Here is a 17,992-nt window from a genome sequence, read left to right on the forward strand (position 1 = left end):
TGAATCGTCTTCAGTCAGAGACAAGCTTTAAGAAAGGAGTAAGAGCAAAACAAATGAAAGCTAATCGCAACACCAATTACCTTGAAAAGGTTATTTTTGGCAAGTGAATTTTCATGCTCTTACCCTGGGTTCTGCATTGCACTATTAGCCCTTTTTATTGCTGTCAGGACATATACATCCATCGATAGTGTGAACAATATAAGTAAAATGGAAGGTAACATTCTTGATAATGAGCACTATGTCATTTCACTTCCAGAGTTAATTAATCAATTCAAGTCTAAAGATGAAAAAGCACTAGACAAAGCACTATTCGATTCCGTTGAATATAAGTTAAAAAAAGAGTCCGGTACTGCTGTTCTGTTTGCTGATACGTTGCAGTATATGATTGATCTCATTGTGTTATTTCCTGCTGTTTTTAATGCTTCTGATACAGACAAAAAACGCTATAAACAACGGATGGACAAGATATTAACAGAGGTAGATAGGCAACGTGACATACTGCATTCGGTAAGCAAGGGAAATTCAATTCAAATTACTGAATCAATAAAGTTATTTAAAGCTGTTGTTTCATACCAGAATTTTGTTGCTTATGGTAATTTTAATATCCATGCTGATCTTCTGCATGTGCGTGGCCCTATATTGCGAAATCCGGTCACAAAAACAATTTATCACAATTACCTTGGCTTATATTACAACAAAAAGGGCATGCACTTGCTCAGAGAGTCTTTAAATATGGGGAATATCGATATTCTCTCACTTGAAGGTCTTAGTGTGGTGCACAAAGCTATTGGCTCTATTTCTCCGTCAATTATAGAAGATGTGACCATGTATTTAAAATCTGCATGTGACCAGTTTGATAGGGCACTTAGTATTTCTAGTGAAGATGTTATGTGGCCAGGGTTCATTAATTATAACAAAGCACGTACATTGTTCTTTTTGGCTTTGTTATCAAATACTGACATAAAATGGCTTGAAGTGATGGATGAAGCGATTGAGTTTCGCAGTAGATTAAACCGCTTAATAGATGAAATCCTAACAATAGACAGATCTAAAACGGCCAAAATAGAGAATACACATTTAAGGCAATTTTTTCTCTATCAAGAAGAATTGGCCCGTGTCGTCAAATTAAATTTAATATTTGCAGATAACGCCATAAAACAAAACACGCTACCCGCACTGTATAAAGGGGTTAATTTAGCAGGTGTATCTAAGCAAACGGCCTCGGACTTATTTATGAAAATACAAAGCTTCTCTACGGTTAAATCTTATCAAGAGGAAATTGTTAATCGACTTGTAGAGTGATTAAACGCTTTGACCAGTAACAGATTAATCAATCCGAATGTGTGTCTAGGTCTCAATCTCCTCGGTTATTAATTAACCAAAAGGCCATTGGTATTATTTTAGGTCTTCGCAGATATAGCGATAAAAATGCCAGTCAGTTAACTGACTGGCATTTTTTGTGTCGGATGCTTATTGCATCAAAACTGATTATCGTACGGTTTTAAGCATTAAATGATATTTCCTAACGCTTAACGCCTAAAGCCTAACTCCAAGTACGTAATCTGTAATCTGTAAAACTACCAAATACGCACGCGTTGATCTTCTGGTAAATACAGCTTGTCACCTGGTTTAACATCAAACGCTTTGTACCATGCATCGTGGTTACGTGGTGCTAGTGCACGGTAACGACCTGGGGCATGGGTGCCTGCACGTAATTGACTTAGCATACTTTGCTCAGTGCGTTTTTCTTTCCACACTTGTGCCCACGCCATAAAGAAGCGTTGATCGCCTGTGGTGCCGTCGATAATAGGTGCTTCTTTACCGTTTAGGCTTAACTTGTAAGCATGGTATGCCATAGACAATCCGCCCACATCGCCAATGTTTTCGCCTAGGCTGTTACGGCCATTAACAAAGTTTTCTGGTAGCGGTTCGTATAGGCTGTACTGTTGAGCCAACATATCGGCTTTGGCTTCAAAGGCGGCGCGATCTGCATCTGTCCACCAATTGCGCTGAATACCGTGCGCATCTGATTTAGAGCCTTGATCATCGAATCCGTGGCCCATTTCATGGCCAATAACTGCACCAATACTGCCATAATTTACTGCTGGATCAGCATTTGGATCGAAGAACGGAGGTTGTAATATCGCTGCAGGGAATACAATTTCATTAAACGAACTGTTGTAATACGCATTCACAAACTGCGGGGTCATGCCCCAACGATTACGATCAGTTTTCTTAAGCTCGTTTGCAACGCTATCATCCTGGAAATACTGACGAAGCTGGGCAATGTTCGCGACTAAGTCATCTTTCTTTAATGATAAGCCATCGTATTTTTGCCATACATCTGGGTAACCAATTTTAGGGGTAAATGCGGCAAGCTTGGCGTGTGCGTTGACTTTGGTTTCTTCGCCCATCCAATCTAAGCCATCAATACGTTGACCTAGCGCTGTGCGAAGGTTTTCAACTAGCTCTGCCATTTGATGTTTAGATGATTCAGGGAAATAGCGTTCTACGTAGACTTTACCAATCGCAAACCCTAATGACTGGGTGCCAGACATTTGTTCAACTGCGCGTTTCCAACGTGGACGTGGCTCTTCTTGACCATTTAATGTTTTACCAAAAAAGGCAAAGTTTTGATTAAAGATGTCTTCAGACAATAATTCAGCATTATTGGTGATGGTATGGAAGGTGAGGTAGTCTTTCCATACTGCAAGATCGCTATTATTGACTAAGCCAATCATGGCGTTAACCGGTTCTGGTTGTGAAATGTTTAACTGCGGGACTTGGTAGCCGGTTTGTTCAAAAAACAGATCCCAATTAAAGCCAGGGTATGTTTTGGCTAAATCGCTGCGGCTAATTTGGTTTAAGGTTAGGTCGCGGTCGCGACGCTTTTCACGTGGCCATTGGCCTTCAGCAATTTGGGTTTCGAGCGCTAAAATGGCTTTTGCATGTTGTTCGCCATTTTCAATACCTGCATAGTTAAGCATGGTAGCAATGTGTTTTACATAAGCATCACGAATACTACTAAAACGCTCGCTGTCTTCTAAATAATATGAACGATCGGGTAATCCTAGGCCACCCGCACCTATGGTCATTTCATACTGGTCTGGGTCTAAACGGTTAAACCACATGCCGCCGCCAATCGGAGATGAGGCCCCTGTGAGCCAGGCCTGGCCAAAGACTTTAGTTAAGTCATCGGTATTTTTGATGGCATTAATTTGATCTAACGTGGGTTGAATCGCAGTGATACCACGCTTATTAATGGTGTCTGTGTCCATGTAAGCATGATAAAAATCAGCAATTAGCTGTTCTTCGTCGGTTAAGTTTTCACGACTGGCGATGTCATCAATAATCGCTTTAACTTGATCTTCACTGCGCTCTGCTAATACACTAAATGCACCATAGCGAGTTTTATCGGCTGGCATTTCAAAGTTGTCGTACCATGTGCCACTGGTGTACATAAAGAAATCATCACCTGGTTTAATGGCTTCATTACGTGCGGATAAATCAATACCAAAAGTACCTAACTCTGCTTTAGCTACAACAGGTTGTGCCGCTGGTGTACTCACTTTTGCAGGAGGTGTGGGTTGTTCGCCGCCACAGGCTGTCAATAGCGCTGCTGTTAATGCGATAGAAATTAAGGACTTTTTCATTGTAATGGTATTTCCTTTTATATTTTTAATATGTTGTTTGCTGAACCATAATCTAAGAATGACAAAAAATGTCAATGTCGAAATTGTGAGTAAATATAAGCAAAACTTTATGAAAATAAGCTTAAAGGCGCAGTTAATGTAGGGATAATGCTGTATTTATGACAATACAGTGAAGATGAGCGGGTAAAATTTAATCAATAACATCGCGGTAATTCAGGTGTTAGCATCAATCCATATTGGTATTATCAGACAAGAATGGACTGAATTTAGCCAGTTCAGCAGCATTATGTACTTCGAGTTTTTTGATGATTTTTGCTCTATGAACTTCAATGGTTCGCAATGACACAAAAAGCGTATCGGCCATTTGTTTATTGGTTTTACCTGCAATAAGCAGCTGCAATACTTGATCTTCTCTTTCTGTTAACGTGCTGTAGCGCTGTTGTAGTTGTATTTTTTCATACTCATGTCCGCTTACTAGCAAGGCTTTTTCTATTGCTTGCACCAGCTCTTTGCCTTTTACTGGTTTTTGAAAAAAATCACAGGCACCTTGTCTAAATGCATTAACGGCCATGGGGAGATCACCATGTCCAGTGAGAAATATGATCCCGATGGGACTTTGCGCACTCACCAGTGTTTGCTGTAATTGCTGGCCGGTAATATCAGGCATATTACTGTCGACAATTAAACAGGCTGGCAGTGATGTATCTATACTGTTTAAAAAGTGTTCGGCACTATCAAAAACCTGTAAATCATAACCGTACTGCAACAACATAAATTGCATTGAATCGAGTATCGCTAAGTCGTCATCGACCATGTAAAGGCGTTGAATAGTAGGCATATTAATCACAGGCTTGGATGGTTACTGCTTAGTGTAATCATTACTCACTATTGAGCAAATTGTTGATTGTGTTTTGTGCGATATGCAACTTTATTGGCTTAAATAGTGCTTTAAAATGTCATTATCTGCGACCTGCTACCTGCGACCTATTAAGAGTGATGAGCATTAAATGCGCCGAGCTATAACGTTACTATTTATCTTGATAACTTCATTGATGGTGTTATCGAGTGCAGATGCAACATCTACAATTAACAAGACAGAGACCTTAACAGATAACGATGCTGTGCATTATCGTGTGGCTGTGCTGGCAAATTATGGCGTGGCAAAAAGTATTACGCGTTGGCAACCGCTGATGGATTACCTTACTTCAACAGTACCGTCAGCCAGTTTTGAAGTGGTACCGCTAGATTTTACTCAAATGAACCAACAGTTAATGAATGGTCAGGTGCAATTTGTGGTCACAAATCCGGGTCATTATTTTAGCATGAGTGATGATTTTCCTATTTCGTGGCTAGCCACCATGAAAAGCGATAAACATGGCGGTAATACGTTTGCGATTGGTGCCACCATTATCGTTAGGAAAGAGAGTGATTTATTTACACTAGCAGATTTAGCTGGTCATTCTGCCGTTGCAAGCGATCCTAATGCACTAGGCGGGTATCAAGCGGCGATGGGCTTGATTCATTCTATGGATTATCCTACCGAACATTTTTTCGATAATGTTTCTTTTCTTGGGTTTCCGTTAGAGCCGTTAATTTATCAGGTACGTGATAACACAGCAGATATTGCGATTACGCCTTTTTGCACCTTTGAGCAAATGGTTGCAGAAGGCTACATCAATGCGGAACACTTTCGTGTGATTAATGATATCACCCCAGACGGTTACGACTGTGCGGTGAGCACTCCTTTGTATCCTAATTGGTCTTTTGCCTCATCTGATACGGTTCCTTTAACCGTCAGAACTGACATCACCCGCGCATTATTTTCCATTAGTGAGTCCGATCCTATTTCAATCATTGGTCAAAATCGTGGTTGGGCAGCGCCAATAAGCCAATTTGAAGTGATTAAGTTATTTAAAGCGTTAGATCTACAAGCCAGTAAAGAGCCTCTTTACATACAGGCTTGGCAATGGATTAAGCTTAATCAACAGTGGGGTTTTGGTTTTATTGGTTTATTTATTATTGCCACAATTTATCATTTGTGGCTTGAATACCGGTTTATAAGGAAAAGTGAGAATTTACTGGCCACAGAGCGTCAGTTAAAAACCAAAGCATTACAATTAGAGCGATTACAAAGCGCGGCGATTTTAGGTGAAATTGGAGCAGGTTTAGCCCATGAGCTTAATCAACCCATTGCTGCAATAACACAATACAGTGAAGGAGGCATGCTAGAACAGGCTAAACATTATGGTGAAGACTCTGTGCAATACCAATTGCTCGGTAAAATATTGCGTCAATCGAATCGTGCCGGAGAAATTGTGCATCGGATAAGAACTTTGTTGCAACGAAAAGACACTCAAAGTATTGATTTTGATGTGTGTGAACAAATTACCTTGTGTTTAGAGTTATTAGCCCATGAGTTTTTAAGTCACAAAATTATTGTTGAAAGCCAATTCAATTGCGGTGAAATGATGTTAAAAGGCGATAAGGTTGGTTTTTGTCAGGTCGTGATAAACGTATTAAAAAATGCGATTGATGCATTGGCTGAAACACATCATTTACAGCAGGGTTTAAAGAAGATTTTCATTGAGCTAAGACTGGTCAATGGGCATTTACAGTTAAAAATATACGATAATGGGATTGGCCTTACGTGTTCAAACGAAGATTTTAAAACAACGTTTTTCTCTACTAAAGAAAATGGCTTAGGGCTCGGCTTGGCCATTTGTAATGATGTCATTATGAAGTTTGGTGGCCAAATCAGTTTAGCCAAATGTGAAAGTGACTATAGCGCACCTTGGCAAACAGGTTGCCGTGTATTCATTGATATACCAGTAAACCTTCCTCCAGAATCCTATCTTAGCGACCCTAAATTCATTTAACGTTATGTTTTGAGCGTTTAAACCGTGATGGCTATCAAATGATGATGCGCAATGTGGTTTACCACAATACCCCTAATAGTATTAAGAGTTAACAATGTATTTAGCGATGGAGCTTAGTGAGATGTTTAATCCTTAAGCCCGTTAAATCAAAGTTAACCGTAATAACGTTAAGCTTCGCCAAGGTGAAGGGGGCAATTATGATTCAGTTAAATCGGCGTCATTTTTTAAAGGGAGCTGGTGCCAGTGGTGCAACTTGTGCGCTGGCAAGTATTTTACCTGGCTCGCTAGCAGCAATAGAGAAACAACCTCTTAAAGGGATTGCTTCTGAAGTGGCCAGTATTTGCGAAATGTGCTCGACACGCTGTCCAATTAAGGCACGCATTGTCGATGGCAAAAATGTGTTTATTAGCGGCAATAAAGAAGCCAAATCCTTCGGCGGTAAAGTGTGTGCTCGTGGTGGTGCAGGGCATAGCTTGTTATACGATCCACAGCGAATTGTTAAACCGCTAAAACGTGCTGGTGAACGTGGTGAAGGTAAATGGACCGAAATTAGCTGGGACGATGCTTATCAATTTATCGCCGAGAAACTCAACACCATAAAAAAACAATATGGTGCAGAAACTGTCGCGTTTTCATCTAAATCTGGTTCGTTAGACGGCCATGTTTTTCACTTAGCGGCGGCATTCGGTACGCCCAATACATTCACACACGCTTCAACATGTCCTGGCGCTTATGAAATTGCCGCGAAAGCCATGTTCGGCACCAAAATGAAGCGCGACCTTGGTAACTCTGAATACATTATCAATTTTGGTCATAATATCTATGAAGGCATTAACATGTCTGAAACCAGAGGCATGATGCAAGCTCAGATGGATAAAGGGGCCAAGTTAGTTGTATTTGAACCTCGTTTCTCTGTGGTAGCAGATAAAGCCGATGAATGGCACGCCATACGTCCAGGCACTGATGTGTCAGTGGCATTAGCCTTATGCCATGTACTGATTTATGACAATTTGTATGACAGTCAATTTGTTGAACAATATGTTGTCGGTTTTGATGAGTTTGCGGCAGAAGTTAAACAATATACTCCTGAGTGGGCAGAATCGATTTCAGATGTGTCTGCGGTTGCCATTCGTCGTATCGCCCATGAATACGCTAGCCATGCACCACATGCGGTAGTTGATTTTGGCCATCGTGCGACTTTTACTCCAGAAGAATTTGATATGCGCCGCGCTATTTATGCTGCCAATATTTTGATTGGTAATATTGAGCGCAAAGGTGGCATATACATGGGCCAAAAAGCTCCGGGTTACAATAAGTTTGCCGGTGAAGCTGTCGCGCCAGAATTAGCCACACCGGGTGTTGAAGGGATGCCTAAAATTTCTGCGATACGCATTGATCAAGTTGAAAAGCAATACAAACTCATGTGGTCGTCAGGTGGTGTGTATCAAACCATCATAGATGCAACATTAGAGGCTAAACCCTATCAACTCAAAGCCTGGGTAATGAGTCGTACTAACCCGTTGCAAACGCTAACAGACAGAGCAAAAGTCGAACAAACGCTTAAAGCACTAGAATTAGTGGTGTGCTGCGATTTGTACATCAGTGAAACAGCGGCGTATGCCGACATTATTTTACCTGAGTCTACCTACCTTGAACGTGATGAAGAAATTGCGGATAAGTCTGGTAAAAACCCGGCTTATTATGTGCGTCAACGTGCGGTGGAAACCATTGGTAATACTCGCCCAAGCTGGCAAATCTTTAAAGAGCTAGGCCATGCGTTAGGACTTGAGAAGTTTTACCCATGGGAAAACATTGAAACTTTACAACTTATGCAGGTTAATCGCGATCACAACCTATTAGCACACATCAAAAAAATGGGTTATGTCAGTTATGGCAAGCCGTTAATGTTACGTGAACCGAGTATGGTTGCCGAATTTGTTAACGCATACCCTAATGCTCGACATGCTGATCATGACGGCAGCTACGCATCGGCAATGACATTTAAAACCCCGAGCGGAAAAATAGAGTTAACCTCAGCGCAAGTTGAAGACATGGCGCCCGGAAGAGGTGTGATTAAGCATCGCCCAGTGCAGCTTAAGCAAGCTGACGAATTGTATTTTATTCAAGGCAAAGTGGCCGTTCATACCAACGGGGCAACGCATAACATTCCAATGTTAGCCAACTTGATGTCTGACAATGCTATTTGGATCCATCCTATTACGGCAGGCCGTTTAAATATTCACAGTGGTGATGCCATTCAATTAACCAGCAGTGTCGGCAGTGAAGAAGGGACCGCGTTAGTCACGCCGGGTATTCGTCAAGACACCGTATTTGCGTACATGGGCTTTGGCTCTAAAAACAAAGAGTTGGTTCGTGCAACGGGTAAAGGCATTCATTGCGGCAATTTATTACCCAATGCGAGTGCGCCAGTTTGTGGCATGAACATACATACCACTGGTGTTAAGTTGGTAAAAATTTAGCCGTAACTAATTGATTTGGAGTCTCCTATGAATAAACGATATGTCATGGTGCATGACGAAAACAAATGCATCGGCTGCCAAGCGTGTAATGTAGCCTGCCGTAGCGAAAATGATGTACCAGAAGGGGTAACCCGCCTGCAAGTACGAGTAGAAGGACCATTTGGTGAAGCACCTAATCTTCACTTTAAATACCATAGAGTGTCATGTCAGCAATGTGAAGACGCGCCCTGTGTCACTGTGTGTCCTACAGGTGCAGCTTACATCGATGAAAATGGCCTAGTGTCTATCCATAACGATAAGTGCATCGGTTGTATGTATTGTGTGGCGGCGTGTCCTTATAAAGTCCGATTTATTAACCCCATCACTAAAGCGGCTGACAAATGCAATTTCTGTAAAGACACGCGTTTGGCAAGAGGTGAGCAACCCGCTTGTGTGACGGTGTGTCCTACCGATGCATTGTATTTTGGCGATGCTAACGACAGTAACAGCGACGTGGCTAAGTTACTCAATACCAAAATAACTTATCAAGATAAAACCCATTTAGGCACCAAACCTAGGGTTTACCGTGTTCCGACTAAACGTGGAGGGATTCAATCATGAACAATATCTGGGGCGATATGGCGCAATACGATCCTGTGGTGTGGAACTGGATTATTGCCATTTACTTATTTATGGCCGGGTTATCGGCAGGTAGCGTGCTGATTGGTATTGTTATGCGTTGGTATAGCAAAGATAAACAGATTGAAAGCCCAATCTCAAAAGCTTCTGCGATTATTGGTCCTGTGGCGATTAGCTTAGGGCTTGCATGTTTGGTATTTGACTTAACCAAACCATTTCATTTTTGGTTGATTTTAATCAATTACAATTTCGACTCTGTGATGGCCATTGGTGTGGTTGCGTTATTAGCGTATTCACCTTTGGGTATCGCGTATTCGATGATTGTACTGCGCGATGAACTGCCAAAATGGAAGTTGGGGTTCTTAGTGCCGATAAGTCATCTATTAATGCCATTTCGTAAAGTGATTGAAATACTCTTGTTTGTTCTTGCGATTGGTGTGGGAGCCTATACCGGTTTTCTGCTTTCGGCGATGAATGCATACCCTATGTTAAATACGGCAATCTTACCGGCGTTGTTTTTAGCATCGGGTTTATCAGCTGGCGCTGCAGGAAACTTAATTGTGGCATTAACCTGCTTTAACAGCACAACACATGACGACGATGTGATGAAGTTACACGGTTTAGATTTACCGGTCATCATTACTGAAATGATGTTTTTAGTCATGCTGTTTACCTCATTGTATTTTACAGGCGGCGCAGCGGTAGAGGCATTAGCTTCGTTGACTCAAGATATTTGGGCGAGTGTGTTTTGGTATGGTGTGGTTGGGATTGGTTTTTGTATCCCTATATTGTCAATGTTTCTACCTTCTAAGGCTCGCCATACCAAGGCGATGATGTTGACGGTAGCGTGTTGCAGCTTAACCGGTGTACTGGCACTACGTCATTTCATTATGTATGCAGGTCAAAGCTATATCAGTTGATTGATTTAAGTTGGTCGATTTAAATTAACAACATTAAAGTCTTCCTCTTTAAGAATAAGAGGAAGACTTTTTTCATGGCATGACAAAATATGACTTGCCAGTTGTAGATCGCTAATTTTGAAGTGCAAATCTTGAAGCGTGAGTGGTGAAGTCTCAGTGTTAGGAATGAGCGTTAGGAATAAATTTAAAGAGAAAGTTGTGAGATTAATTTGTGCTTATTGATGGATAACGCGTCAATTCTGACAGGTTATTTTGCTTGAGTGTGAATTGCTTCGTGATTATCAAGTCTTGGCGTATCTCTGATGCTGGCAACGAGTTATATTTTACTCTCGTTCTGATGAAGGCTTATTAGCGTATGGATTTGGCAAAACTTTCTCGTATTAGTATGAAACACTTAATAACCTTGCATGTGATGCTCGATACACTAAGTGTTACCGCCAGTGCCGAGCGCTTATGTTTGAGCCCATCTTCAGTGAGTAAAACCTTAAGCCAGCTTAGGGATAATCTTAATGACGAATTATTTTATCGTCATGGCAATGTTTTGATCGCGACGCCATTAGCAAAACGATTAGCGCCAAGCGTGCAGCAAATGATCAATGACATGAACCAGATCATGAATCAGGACGTGTTTAACCCTGCGCAGTACCAAGGTCGGTACTCCATTGCGATGCGAGAAAGTACCTTTGAATTATTAGCCGCGAAGCTGTGCGCTCATATCTTAACGGTGGCGCCCAATATTCACTTAGATATTTACAATAAAGATAATATTGGCTTTGACGGGCTAACAAATGGCTCATTAGATTTTATTATTTTGCCGCATGATCTTAGTCAACCGACTCATATTGATGAAAACCTAGTTTGGGAAACCTTAATGAATGATGAAATGGTGTGCCTAATGCATCCTAACCATCCTTTAAGCGCTCAAACTCATCTAAGCCTGGAAGACTATTTACGCTTTGGTCATATTGGTATTAGTGATACCGATTTGAATACGCCATTCTTTGATATTCTATTGGCTCAGCAAGCAAGGAAACGTCATGTGCCTATCTCGGTTGCTGATTTTGGCAGCGCCGCCACGATGTGTCATCACAGTGAGTTACTGTTTACCTGCTCTCATCGTTGGGCAACGCAAGCAAAACAGGCTCAAGGGCTGGTGATAAAAACGTTACCGATTGAATATGGCCGTGTTGCCTATAGTGTGGTGTGGCATCGTCAAAGCATGAACGATCCAGCCTTACGTTGGCTATTTGATCAAATATTACATTGTCGACCTGAGATTAAGCGCTAATGCTTAAGACATATGCTTAAGCGTTTATGATTAAGGGCTAAGACTTAAGCGTTAAGGCATCCGTCTGGACTCATTCAAATATATTGTGGGTAAGGTGATGTTATTTACGCCACGCTGTATAAGTTGGCTGGCGAGTAATTCGATATCATCTTGAGTACAAACTGGCCATTGTGCGGCGATTCCTTCTACACCGTGATGATGAAATGCATTGAGTTTGATCTGCGTAGAGGAGGGCAATTGTCGAAGGTAATTGGCTAATGCTTCAATTTCGACATCATAATCAGTCATTGTTGGGATAGATAAGAGCCTTACTTCATATAATTTATGCTGCGCTGCTAACCATGTTATTGACTGAAACACCGGATGATTATCACGAGCAGTAATATAGCGATGTGTGTCTTGTTGCCAGGCTTTTAAATCGACCATTGCGCCATCTAAATAAGGCAGTAACTTATGCCAGCCTGTTATCGATAAACTGCCATTGGTGTCAATCATGCAACTTAAGTGTGCTATATGTGCCGTAGACTTGATGGCTTTAAATAAGTTAATCACAAAGGGCAATTGTAAACTGGCTTCACCGCCACTCACGGTAATGCCATTAATCACATGCCTTTGCGCTTCGATTATTGCAACCAACTGCTCAACGCTGTAAGTGGTGGTTTTAGGAGACGATTGTGTAGGGCAAATGCTCAGACAGGTATCACATTGGCTGCACAGGTTTTTATCCCACGCAATATGGTCTTTAGTGCCAATCTTTACTCGCTTAAGGGCTTGTTGAGGACAATGCTCGATGCAATCACCACACGCATTGCAGACATTAATCGTATATGGGTTATGACAGTTTTTACATTGATAATTACACCCCTGCAAAAATATAACCAAACGACTGCCGGGTCCATCGACACATGAAAATGGCAGTATTTGACTTACAATGGCTTCTCTACTCATAACAAATGGGCACTTGCTCATGGGCAATCACCCGTGCTTTTCTTTGCATCATCCCAGTATTGGCAGCGGCTTCAGCGGCTAAGCCTGTGGTGTTGGTGCGAGAGCCGCATTGGCTAAACTTTTCAATGTCCGAACGTTTCACCATGTAGCCTGTGACTCTAATTAATTCTGTGTTAGCTACATTCGCGGTAAATTCTCTAAAGCCCATACTTAGCGCGCCTTTGCACAATTGCATCATGGCTTGAGGATTGGCTTTTATGGTTTCATCTAAGCTTAAAATATCACTTATGCCGGCAGGGTAATATTGATGATGTTGCGCCACTGCTTGAATATGGCTAATAGGATCCGGTTCAAAACCATTAGGGATCCTCACGCCAGGTGTCACATCAGTGTCGAGACTAATGCCACTTTGTGAATGCAACAAGGCACGTTCGTTGAGGCCATAAGTTACTGGCGTGGTGGTCACAATTTGATCCAATGCCTGTGATATTTTAAGCCCGAGAGCATTAGCCTCCTGGTGATGGCCATAAGTGTGTTGCGTACTATGAGACTCATTGGAGATCCCTCGCAATGTATTCACTGCTTCTGCCATGCCATAAATGCCAAACATCGGAGAAAACCGCGACTCATCAATAAGCTGCTCTTTAACTAAAAAGCTGTCAAAGAAATGTGATTGTTGATGTAAAAATGCCGAGCGTGCTTCAATCAGCTCATAGGTGAGTTGGCAATAATAGGGCAAGGCGCGTTCAAAAAAGTCTGTAATGCTGGTTGATTGTATTGCCACTTGCTTAAGATTAAGACGCACTAAGGTATTGGCGCCTCCGGCTAATGGCAGGGCGTTATAACAACTCACAATCCCAAATCCGCGCTCATCAAAACTGTTGGCATGCATTGGGTAATTGGCAATATGCGGCTTATTACACAAGCAAATATTGCTGGTGGCTTGTAGCAATAAATCATCTGGGGTGGTGCTTGGGTCGTACATAAAGGTGAGGTTTGGGGCTATTTGTTGTAGCTCAGCATCAATGCGTAACAGCGTACGACAAATTATATTATCCGTTGGGCCAATATTCACATGCATAAATGCATCGGGCAGGGTGCGGTCCAATAAAATCCAAAAGCGGGTTAATTTCCGGTAAATGGCATCATTGTCCATATCTGATACAAATGGCATGAGCAGTGTATCGAGTTGGCCTAAATACACGGGAATATTGGTGACCGAGGGCACATGATGATAAAGCACCATGAGTGCGTTTAAGGCATCATCAAAGTCTTGCGCTGGTGGCATCTCTAAATAATCAGATCCCTGACTGAGATACCGGGCATAATCTGGCAATACATAGCGTGGTTTATATGGCGCATGACCTTCAAACATATCGCAAATAATGCCAGCTTGTTTTGCTGCTAATGCCTGCTCGGAGACTTCAACATAATCAAGACTGTTCTCAGCTTCTAACGCCAAGTAATTTGACTTTTGTTTTGCTGACAGAAGTGGATCTTTGATGATATGAGTAATGCGATTTTGTAATGACATAATGCAATCCATTTATGACAGTGCTGATTTAATGTGACCAGCTAATGTACTGATTTAAAGGGGCTTACAACAGTGAAAAGAGCCGAAGGCGGGGTTGAGGGAATCGAAATCCGATGATGTAGATCACAACTTTTTTAGGATGTAACAAATAATAAAGGCCTTATATAAATAAGGCCTTTATTAACTATTGAGTTAATGGATTAACAAGATGCGTTATGCATTTTGACTCTCAACTTTTTTAACGGCTGCATTGCCAGACCTTGCGGCGTATACCAGTAATACACCCACGACTAACACAATCGATCCACAAAGTAAGAACATTAAACGGCCTGTTGGTTCGTTAGGAATTAACGCCATTATCAGTACACCAAAACCTGCGACTGTGATGAGGTTACCCAGCATTGAACGCTGTTTAGTGTCTAAGGTTTGCTGATCTTCACTGTCTGCAATAACAGGGGTGTTCCAGTTAATAAACAATTGATCAACTTCTTTTTCGCGCTCTGGAGACAATCCTTTGTAGAACAGCATGGTTAAGAAGAAGAATCCGCCAGTAAAGATAACGTGCGCGGCTAAGCTTAAGCCAATCTTTAAGTCAGACCATTCTCGTTCCGTTAATGGAATGTCTAAACCAAATATGGTTTCAAATTGACCCGCGGTCAGTGCAATACCAAAGATATAAGAAACAAAACCTCCGATTATCAATGTTGTCCAACCAGCCCAGTCAGGTGTTTTACGGATCCACATACCCAGTAATACCGGTATTAACATTGGGAAGCCGATTAATGCACCTACGTTTAGTACAATATCGAACAAGCTTAAGTGACTCAGTGAGTTAATAAATAACCCAATCAAAATCATGATAATGCCCATTATAACGGTGGTTATTTTACTGACTGTCACTAACTCTTTTTGTGAAGCATGTTCACGTAAAATAGGTGAGTAGAAGTTACAGACAAAAATACCCGCATTACGGTTAAGGCCAGAATCCATAGATGACATAGTTGCTGCAAACATTGCCGACATTAACAAACCAACCATACCGGCAGGCATGACTTCTTGCACAAAGGCTAAGTAGGCAGCATCGCCTGCTTTGTCGCCCATAAACGCATATTGCAGAGCAAAGTCGGGCATAAATGCGCTGACATACCAAGGTGGTAAAAACCAAATGAGTGGGCCAACTACCATTAAAATACAGGCTAGGGCAGCGGCTTTTTTAGCATTCTCACTGTCTTTAGCACATAAATAACGGTAGGCATTAATACTGTTGTTCATTACGCCAAATTGCTTAACAAAGATAAACACTACCCACAGTACAAAGACGCTGACGTAATTTAAGTCGTTACCCAACATAAAGTTACCGTTGAACTTGTCGATGATGTTACCGATGCCGCCGCCATAAAAATACGCCGCAATAGCACAGGTAATGGTTACGGCCATAATCACAATCATTTGCATAAAGTCTGAGGCCACAACAGCCCAAGAGCCACCCGTGACCGACATGACAACAAGCACTGCGCCCGTAACTATAATGGTGGTTTCCATTGGGATATCAAACACCGCAGACACAAAAATAGCTAAACCATTAAGCCAAATGCCAGCAGAAATTAATGAATCAGGCATACCCGCCCAGGTAAAAAACTGTTCAGAGGTTTTACCAAAACGTTGGCGAATGGCTTCAATTGCAGTCACCACTCTTAATTGTCTAAACTTTGGTGCAAAATACAGGTAATTCATTAAGTAGCCAAAAGCATTGGCTAAAAACAGAATAACCACCACAAAACCGTCTGAAAAAGCACGACCCGCAGCACCGGTAAAGGTCCATGCGCTAAATTGTGTCATAAAGGCGGTGGCCCCAACCATCCACCATAACATTTTCCCGCCGCCTCTAAAGTAATCACTGGTTGAGGTGGTAAATTTTCTAAACATCCACCCAATAGCGATTAGAAAGAAAAAATAGGCAAGTACGACAAGCATATCAATAGTCATGATTTAGCCTCGATAATTTATAAACTCTTATTTTTGTGTGTTAACAATGTTAACCGCGAAAAATGGCCATACATTTGATGGCCATAAGGTTTTTATTCTGATTTATTGATGTGTGCTACTGCAACACGCACTAAACGGCCTATTTCGTCCCATTGCCCTGCGTCAATTAGATTGGTTGGTACCATCCACGTGCCGCCACAGGCAAGCACAGCAGGAATATCAAGATACGAATCGATATTGGCTAAATTAACCCCGCCGGTAGGCATAAACTTAACGGGGTAAACTGCAGTTAATGCTTTTAGCATGTTAACGCCACCAGAAGCTTCAGCAGGGAAGAACTTCAATGTCCTTAGCCCCATTTCCATGGCTTGCTCAACTAGGCTTGGGTTGTTAACTCCGGGAACAATGGGCATACCTTTATCAAGACAATGCTGAACAACACGAGGATTAAACCCTGGGCTCACGATAAAGTCGACACCGGCTGCAATAGCCTGGTCTGCTTGTTCTGTGGTTAAAATAGTCCCCGCACCAATAAACATAAACGGAAAGGCTTCACGCATGGCTTTAATGGCATCGGCTGCGCATTCGGTTCTAAAGGTGACTTCAGCACTTGGCATGCCATTGTCAATCAATGCTCTGGCTAACGGCACTGCGTCTGCAGTGTTATTAATGGCAATCACGGGGATTAATTTATGTTTTGCTAATAAGTCGTTCATAAAAATCATGGTATTCTCGAGGTCAATTATAATTGGATTTCTGGCATGGCTACCATAGGGATAATGGCACCGGGATATTGAATGACGGTACTGGCCATCATGTGGCCAGCTGATGCTGCTTGCGATGCGCTACCGTGATTAAGTCGCTTAGCTAAAAAGCCAGCATTAAAAGAATCACCAGCCGCAGTGGTATCAATAACGTTTGAAACTGAGGTCGCTGCTACGTAACTGGTTTGATTATTTTCAATAACGATACAATCTTCAGCGCCTCTTTTAATAATAAGTTCGTTTACGCCCAGAGCTAGCGTCCGGTCAATGCATTGTTGAACATCTGTGTCTTCATACAATTGCACTTCGTCATCGAAGGTCAATAATGCGATATCGGTCAATGCCAATACTTTTTGGTATTCAGCTATTGTTTGTGATTTATTTAGCCACAATCTAGGGCGATAGTTGTTATCGAAAATAACCTTACCACCACCACGTTTGAATTCTTTAAGTAATGAAATTAATTTGCTTCGGCCTGATTCCGTTAAGATCGCTAGAGTAATGCCAGTGATTAAAAGGTAATCATAAGTGAGCAGCTGTTCTGCAAGATGTTCTGATTCAGGTTGATCGAATAGATATTTTGCTGCTGAATCGTTGCGCCAATAATGAAAGCTACGCTCGCCACTGTCATCCGTTTCTATGTAATATAAACCAGGATTTTTATGCGATAACTGCAATACTAAACTCGTGTCAATTCCTTCGGCTTGCCATGCTGTTAACATTTGTTCACTAAATGAGTCGTAACCCAATGCCGTTACATAGCTTGTTTTGATGGACTGACCTTTAGTTAAACGGGCTAAATATAAAGCGGTGTTTAGCGTGTCACCGCCAAAAGCTTGCTTTAAGCCGCTCAATTTCTTTTGAAGCTCAACCATACATTCGCCAACAATTGCTATTTTCAATGGTTTCATGCTGTTACCTTATG

The 17,992-nt window shown here is 41.7% G+C and carries 13 protein-coding genes; 6 read left to right on the forward strand and 7 right to left on the reverse strand.

Annotated features, from left to right (window positions below; genetic code table 11):
- Positions 1-96: 96 nt before the first annotated feature.
- Entirely contained in the window at positions 97-1,302 is a 1,206-nt protein-coding gene (locus tag AC19MV_RS18920) for a hypothetical protein (protein WP_498309492.1), read from the forward strand.
- Positions 1,303-1,577: 275 nt separating this feature from the next.
- Here the strand turns inward: AC19MV_RS18920 and AC19MV_RS18925 are convergent, their stop codons facing one another.
- On the reverse strand, positions 1,578-3,653 hold the full coding sequence (locus AC19MV_RS18925) for a M13 family metallopeptidase (RefSeq protein ID WP_498309493.1): 2,076 nt from the start codon (positions 3,651-3,653) through the stop codon (positions 1,578-1,580).
- A gap of 226 nt (positions 3,654-3,879) precedes the next feature.
- The gene (locus AC19MV_RS18930; protein WP_498309494.1) at positions 3,880-4,491 is read right to left on the reverse strand and encodes a response regulator transcription factor; all 612 of its coding nucleotides are present in this window, start codon (positions 4,489-4,491) and stop codon (positions 3,880-3,882) included.
- A 169-nt stretch (positions 4,492-4,660) separates the two neighbouring features.
- On the opposite strand from AC19MV_RS18930, the gene AC19MV_RS18935 reads away from it, so the two are divergent.
- The 5 genes from AC19MV_RS18935 to AC19MV_RS18955 all read left to right on the forward strand — a co-directional run bounded on the left by AC19MV_RS18935 (position 4,661) and on the right by AC19MV_RS18955 (position 11,835).
- On the forward strand, positions 4,661-6,529 hold the full coding sequence (locus AC19MV_RS18935; RefSeq protein WP_498309496.1) for a sensor histidine kinase: 1,869 nt from the start codon (positions 4,661-4,663) through the stop codon (positions 6,527-6,529).
- A gap of 197 nt (positions 6,530-6,726) precedes the next feature.
- A complete protein-coding gene (phsA, locus tag AC19MV_RS18940; protein ID WP_498309497.1) occupies positions 6,727-9,009 on the forward strand; it encodes a thiosulfate reductase PhsA in 2,283 nt (760 codons plus the stop codon).
- A 27-nt stretch (positions 9,010-9,036) separates the two neighbouring features.
- Positions 9,037-9,609 (forward strand): 4Fe-4S dicluster domain-containing protein, encoded by a 573-nt coding sequence (locus AC19MV_RS18945; protein ID WP_124730918.1) that lies wholly within the window; start codon positions 9,037-9,039, stop codon positions 9,607-9,609.
- Positions 9,606-10,547: an NrfD/PsrC family molybdoenzyme membrane anchor subunit gene (nrfD, locus tag AC19MV_RS18950; protein WP_498309499.1), complete on the forward strand. Its 942-nt coding sequence runs from the start codon at positions 9,606-9,608 to the stop codon at positions 10,545-10,547. The genes AC19MV_RS18945 and nrfD overlap by 4 nt, the downstream gene beginning before the upstream one ends.
- 355 nt (positions 10,548-10,902) lie before the next feature.
- Positions 10,903-11,835: a LysR family transcriptional regulator gene (locus AC19MV_RS18955; protein WP_498309500.1), complete on the forward strand. Its 933-nt coding sequence runs from the start codon at positions 10,903-10,905 to the stop codon at positions 11,833-11,835.
- A gap of 51 nt (positions 11,836-11,886) precedes the next feature.
- Here AC19MV_RS18955 and AC19MV_RS18960 read toward each other — a convergent pair whose 3' ends face one another.
- The 5 genes from AC19MV_RS18960 to kdgK all read right to left on the reverse strand — a co-directional run bounded on the left by AC19MV_RS18960 (position 11,887) and on the right by kdgK (position 17,978).
- Positions 11,887-12,783, reverse strand: coding sequence for a YjjW family glycine radical enzyme activase (locus tag AC19MV_RS18960; RefSeq protein ID WP_498309502.1), 897 nt, complete (start codon positions 12,781-12,783; stop codon positions 11,887-11,889).
- On the reverse strand, positions 12,776-14,317 hold the full coding sequence (locus AC19MV_RS18965) for a YjjI family glycine radical enzyme (RefSeq protein WP_498309503.1): 1,542 nt from the start codon (positions 14,315-14,317) through the stop codon (positions 12,776-12,778). The genes AC19MV_RS18960 and AC19MV_RS18965 overlap by 8 nt, the downstream gene beginning before the upstream one ends.
- A 213-nt stretch (positions 14,318-14,530) precedes the next feature.
- Positions 14,531-16,303 (reverse strand): sodium:solute symporter family transporter, encoded by a 1,773-nt coding sequence (locus AC19MV_RS18970; protein WP_498309505.1) that lies wholly within the window; start codon positions 16,301-16,303, stop codon positions 14,531-14,533.
- Between the two features lie 92 nt (positions 16,304-16,395).
- Positions 16,396-17,028, reverse strand: a complete 633-nt coding sequence (locus AC19MV_RS18975) for a bifunctional 4-hydroxy-2-oxoglutarate aldolase/2-dehydro-3-deoxy-phosphogluconate aldolase (RefSeq protein ID WP_498309506.1) — start codon at positions 17,026-17,028, stop codon at positions 16,396-16,398.
- A 17-nt stretch (positions 17,029-17,045) separates the two neighbouring features.
- Positions 17,046-17,978 (reverse strand): 2-dehydro-3-deoxygluconokinase, encoded by a 933-nt coding sequence (gene kdgK, locus AC19MV_RS18980; protein ID WP_498309508.1) that lies wholly within the window; start codon positions 17,976-17,978, stop codon positions 17,046-17,048.
- Between the last annotated feature and the right edge of the window lie 14 nt (positions 17,979-17,992).

It is taken from the genome of Shewanella sp. MF05913 (assembly GCF_059758095.1).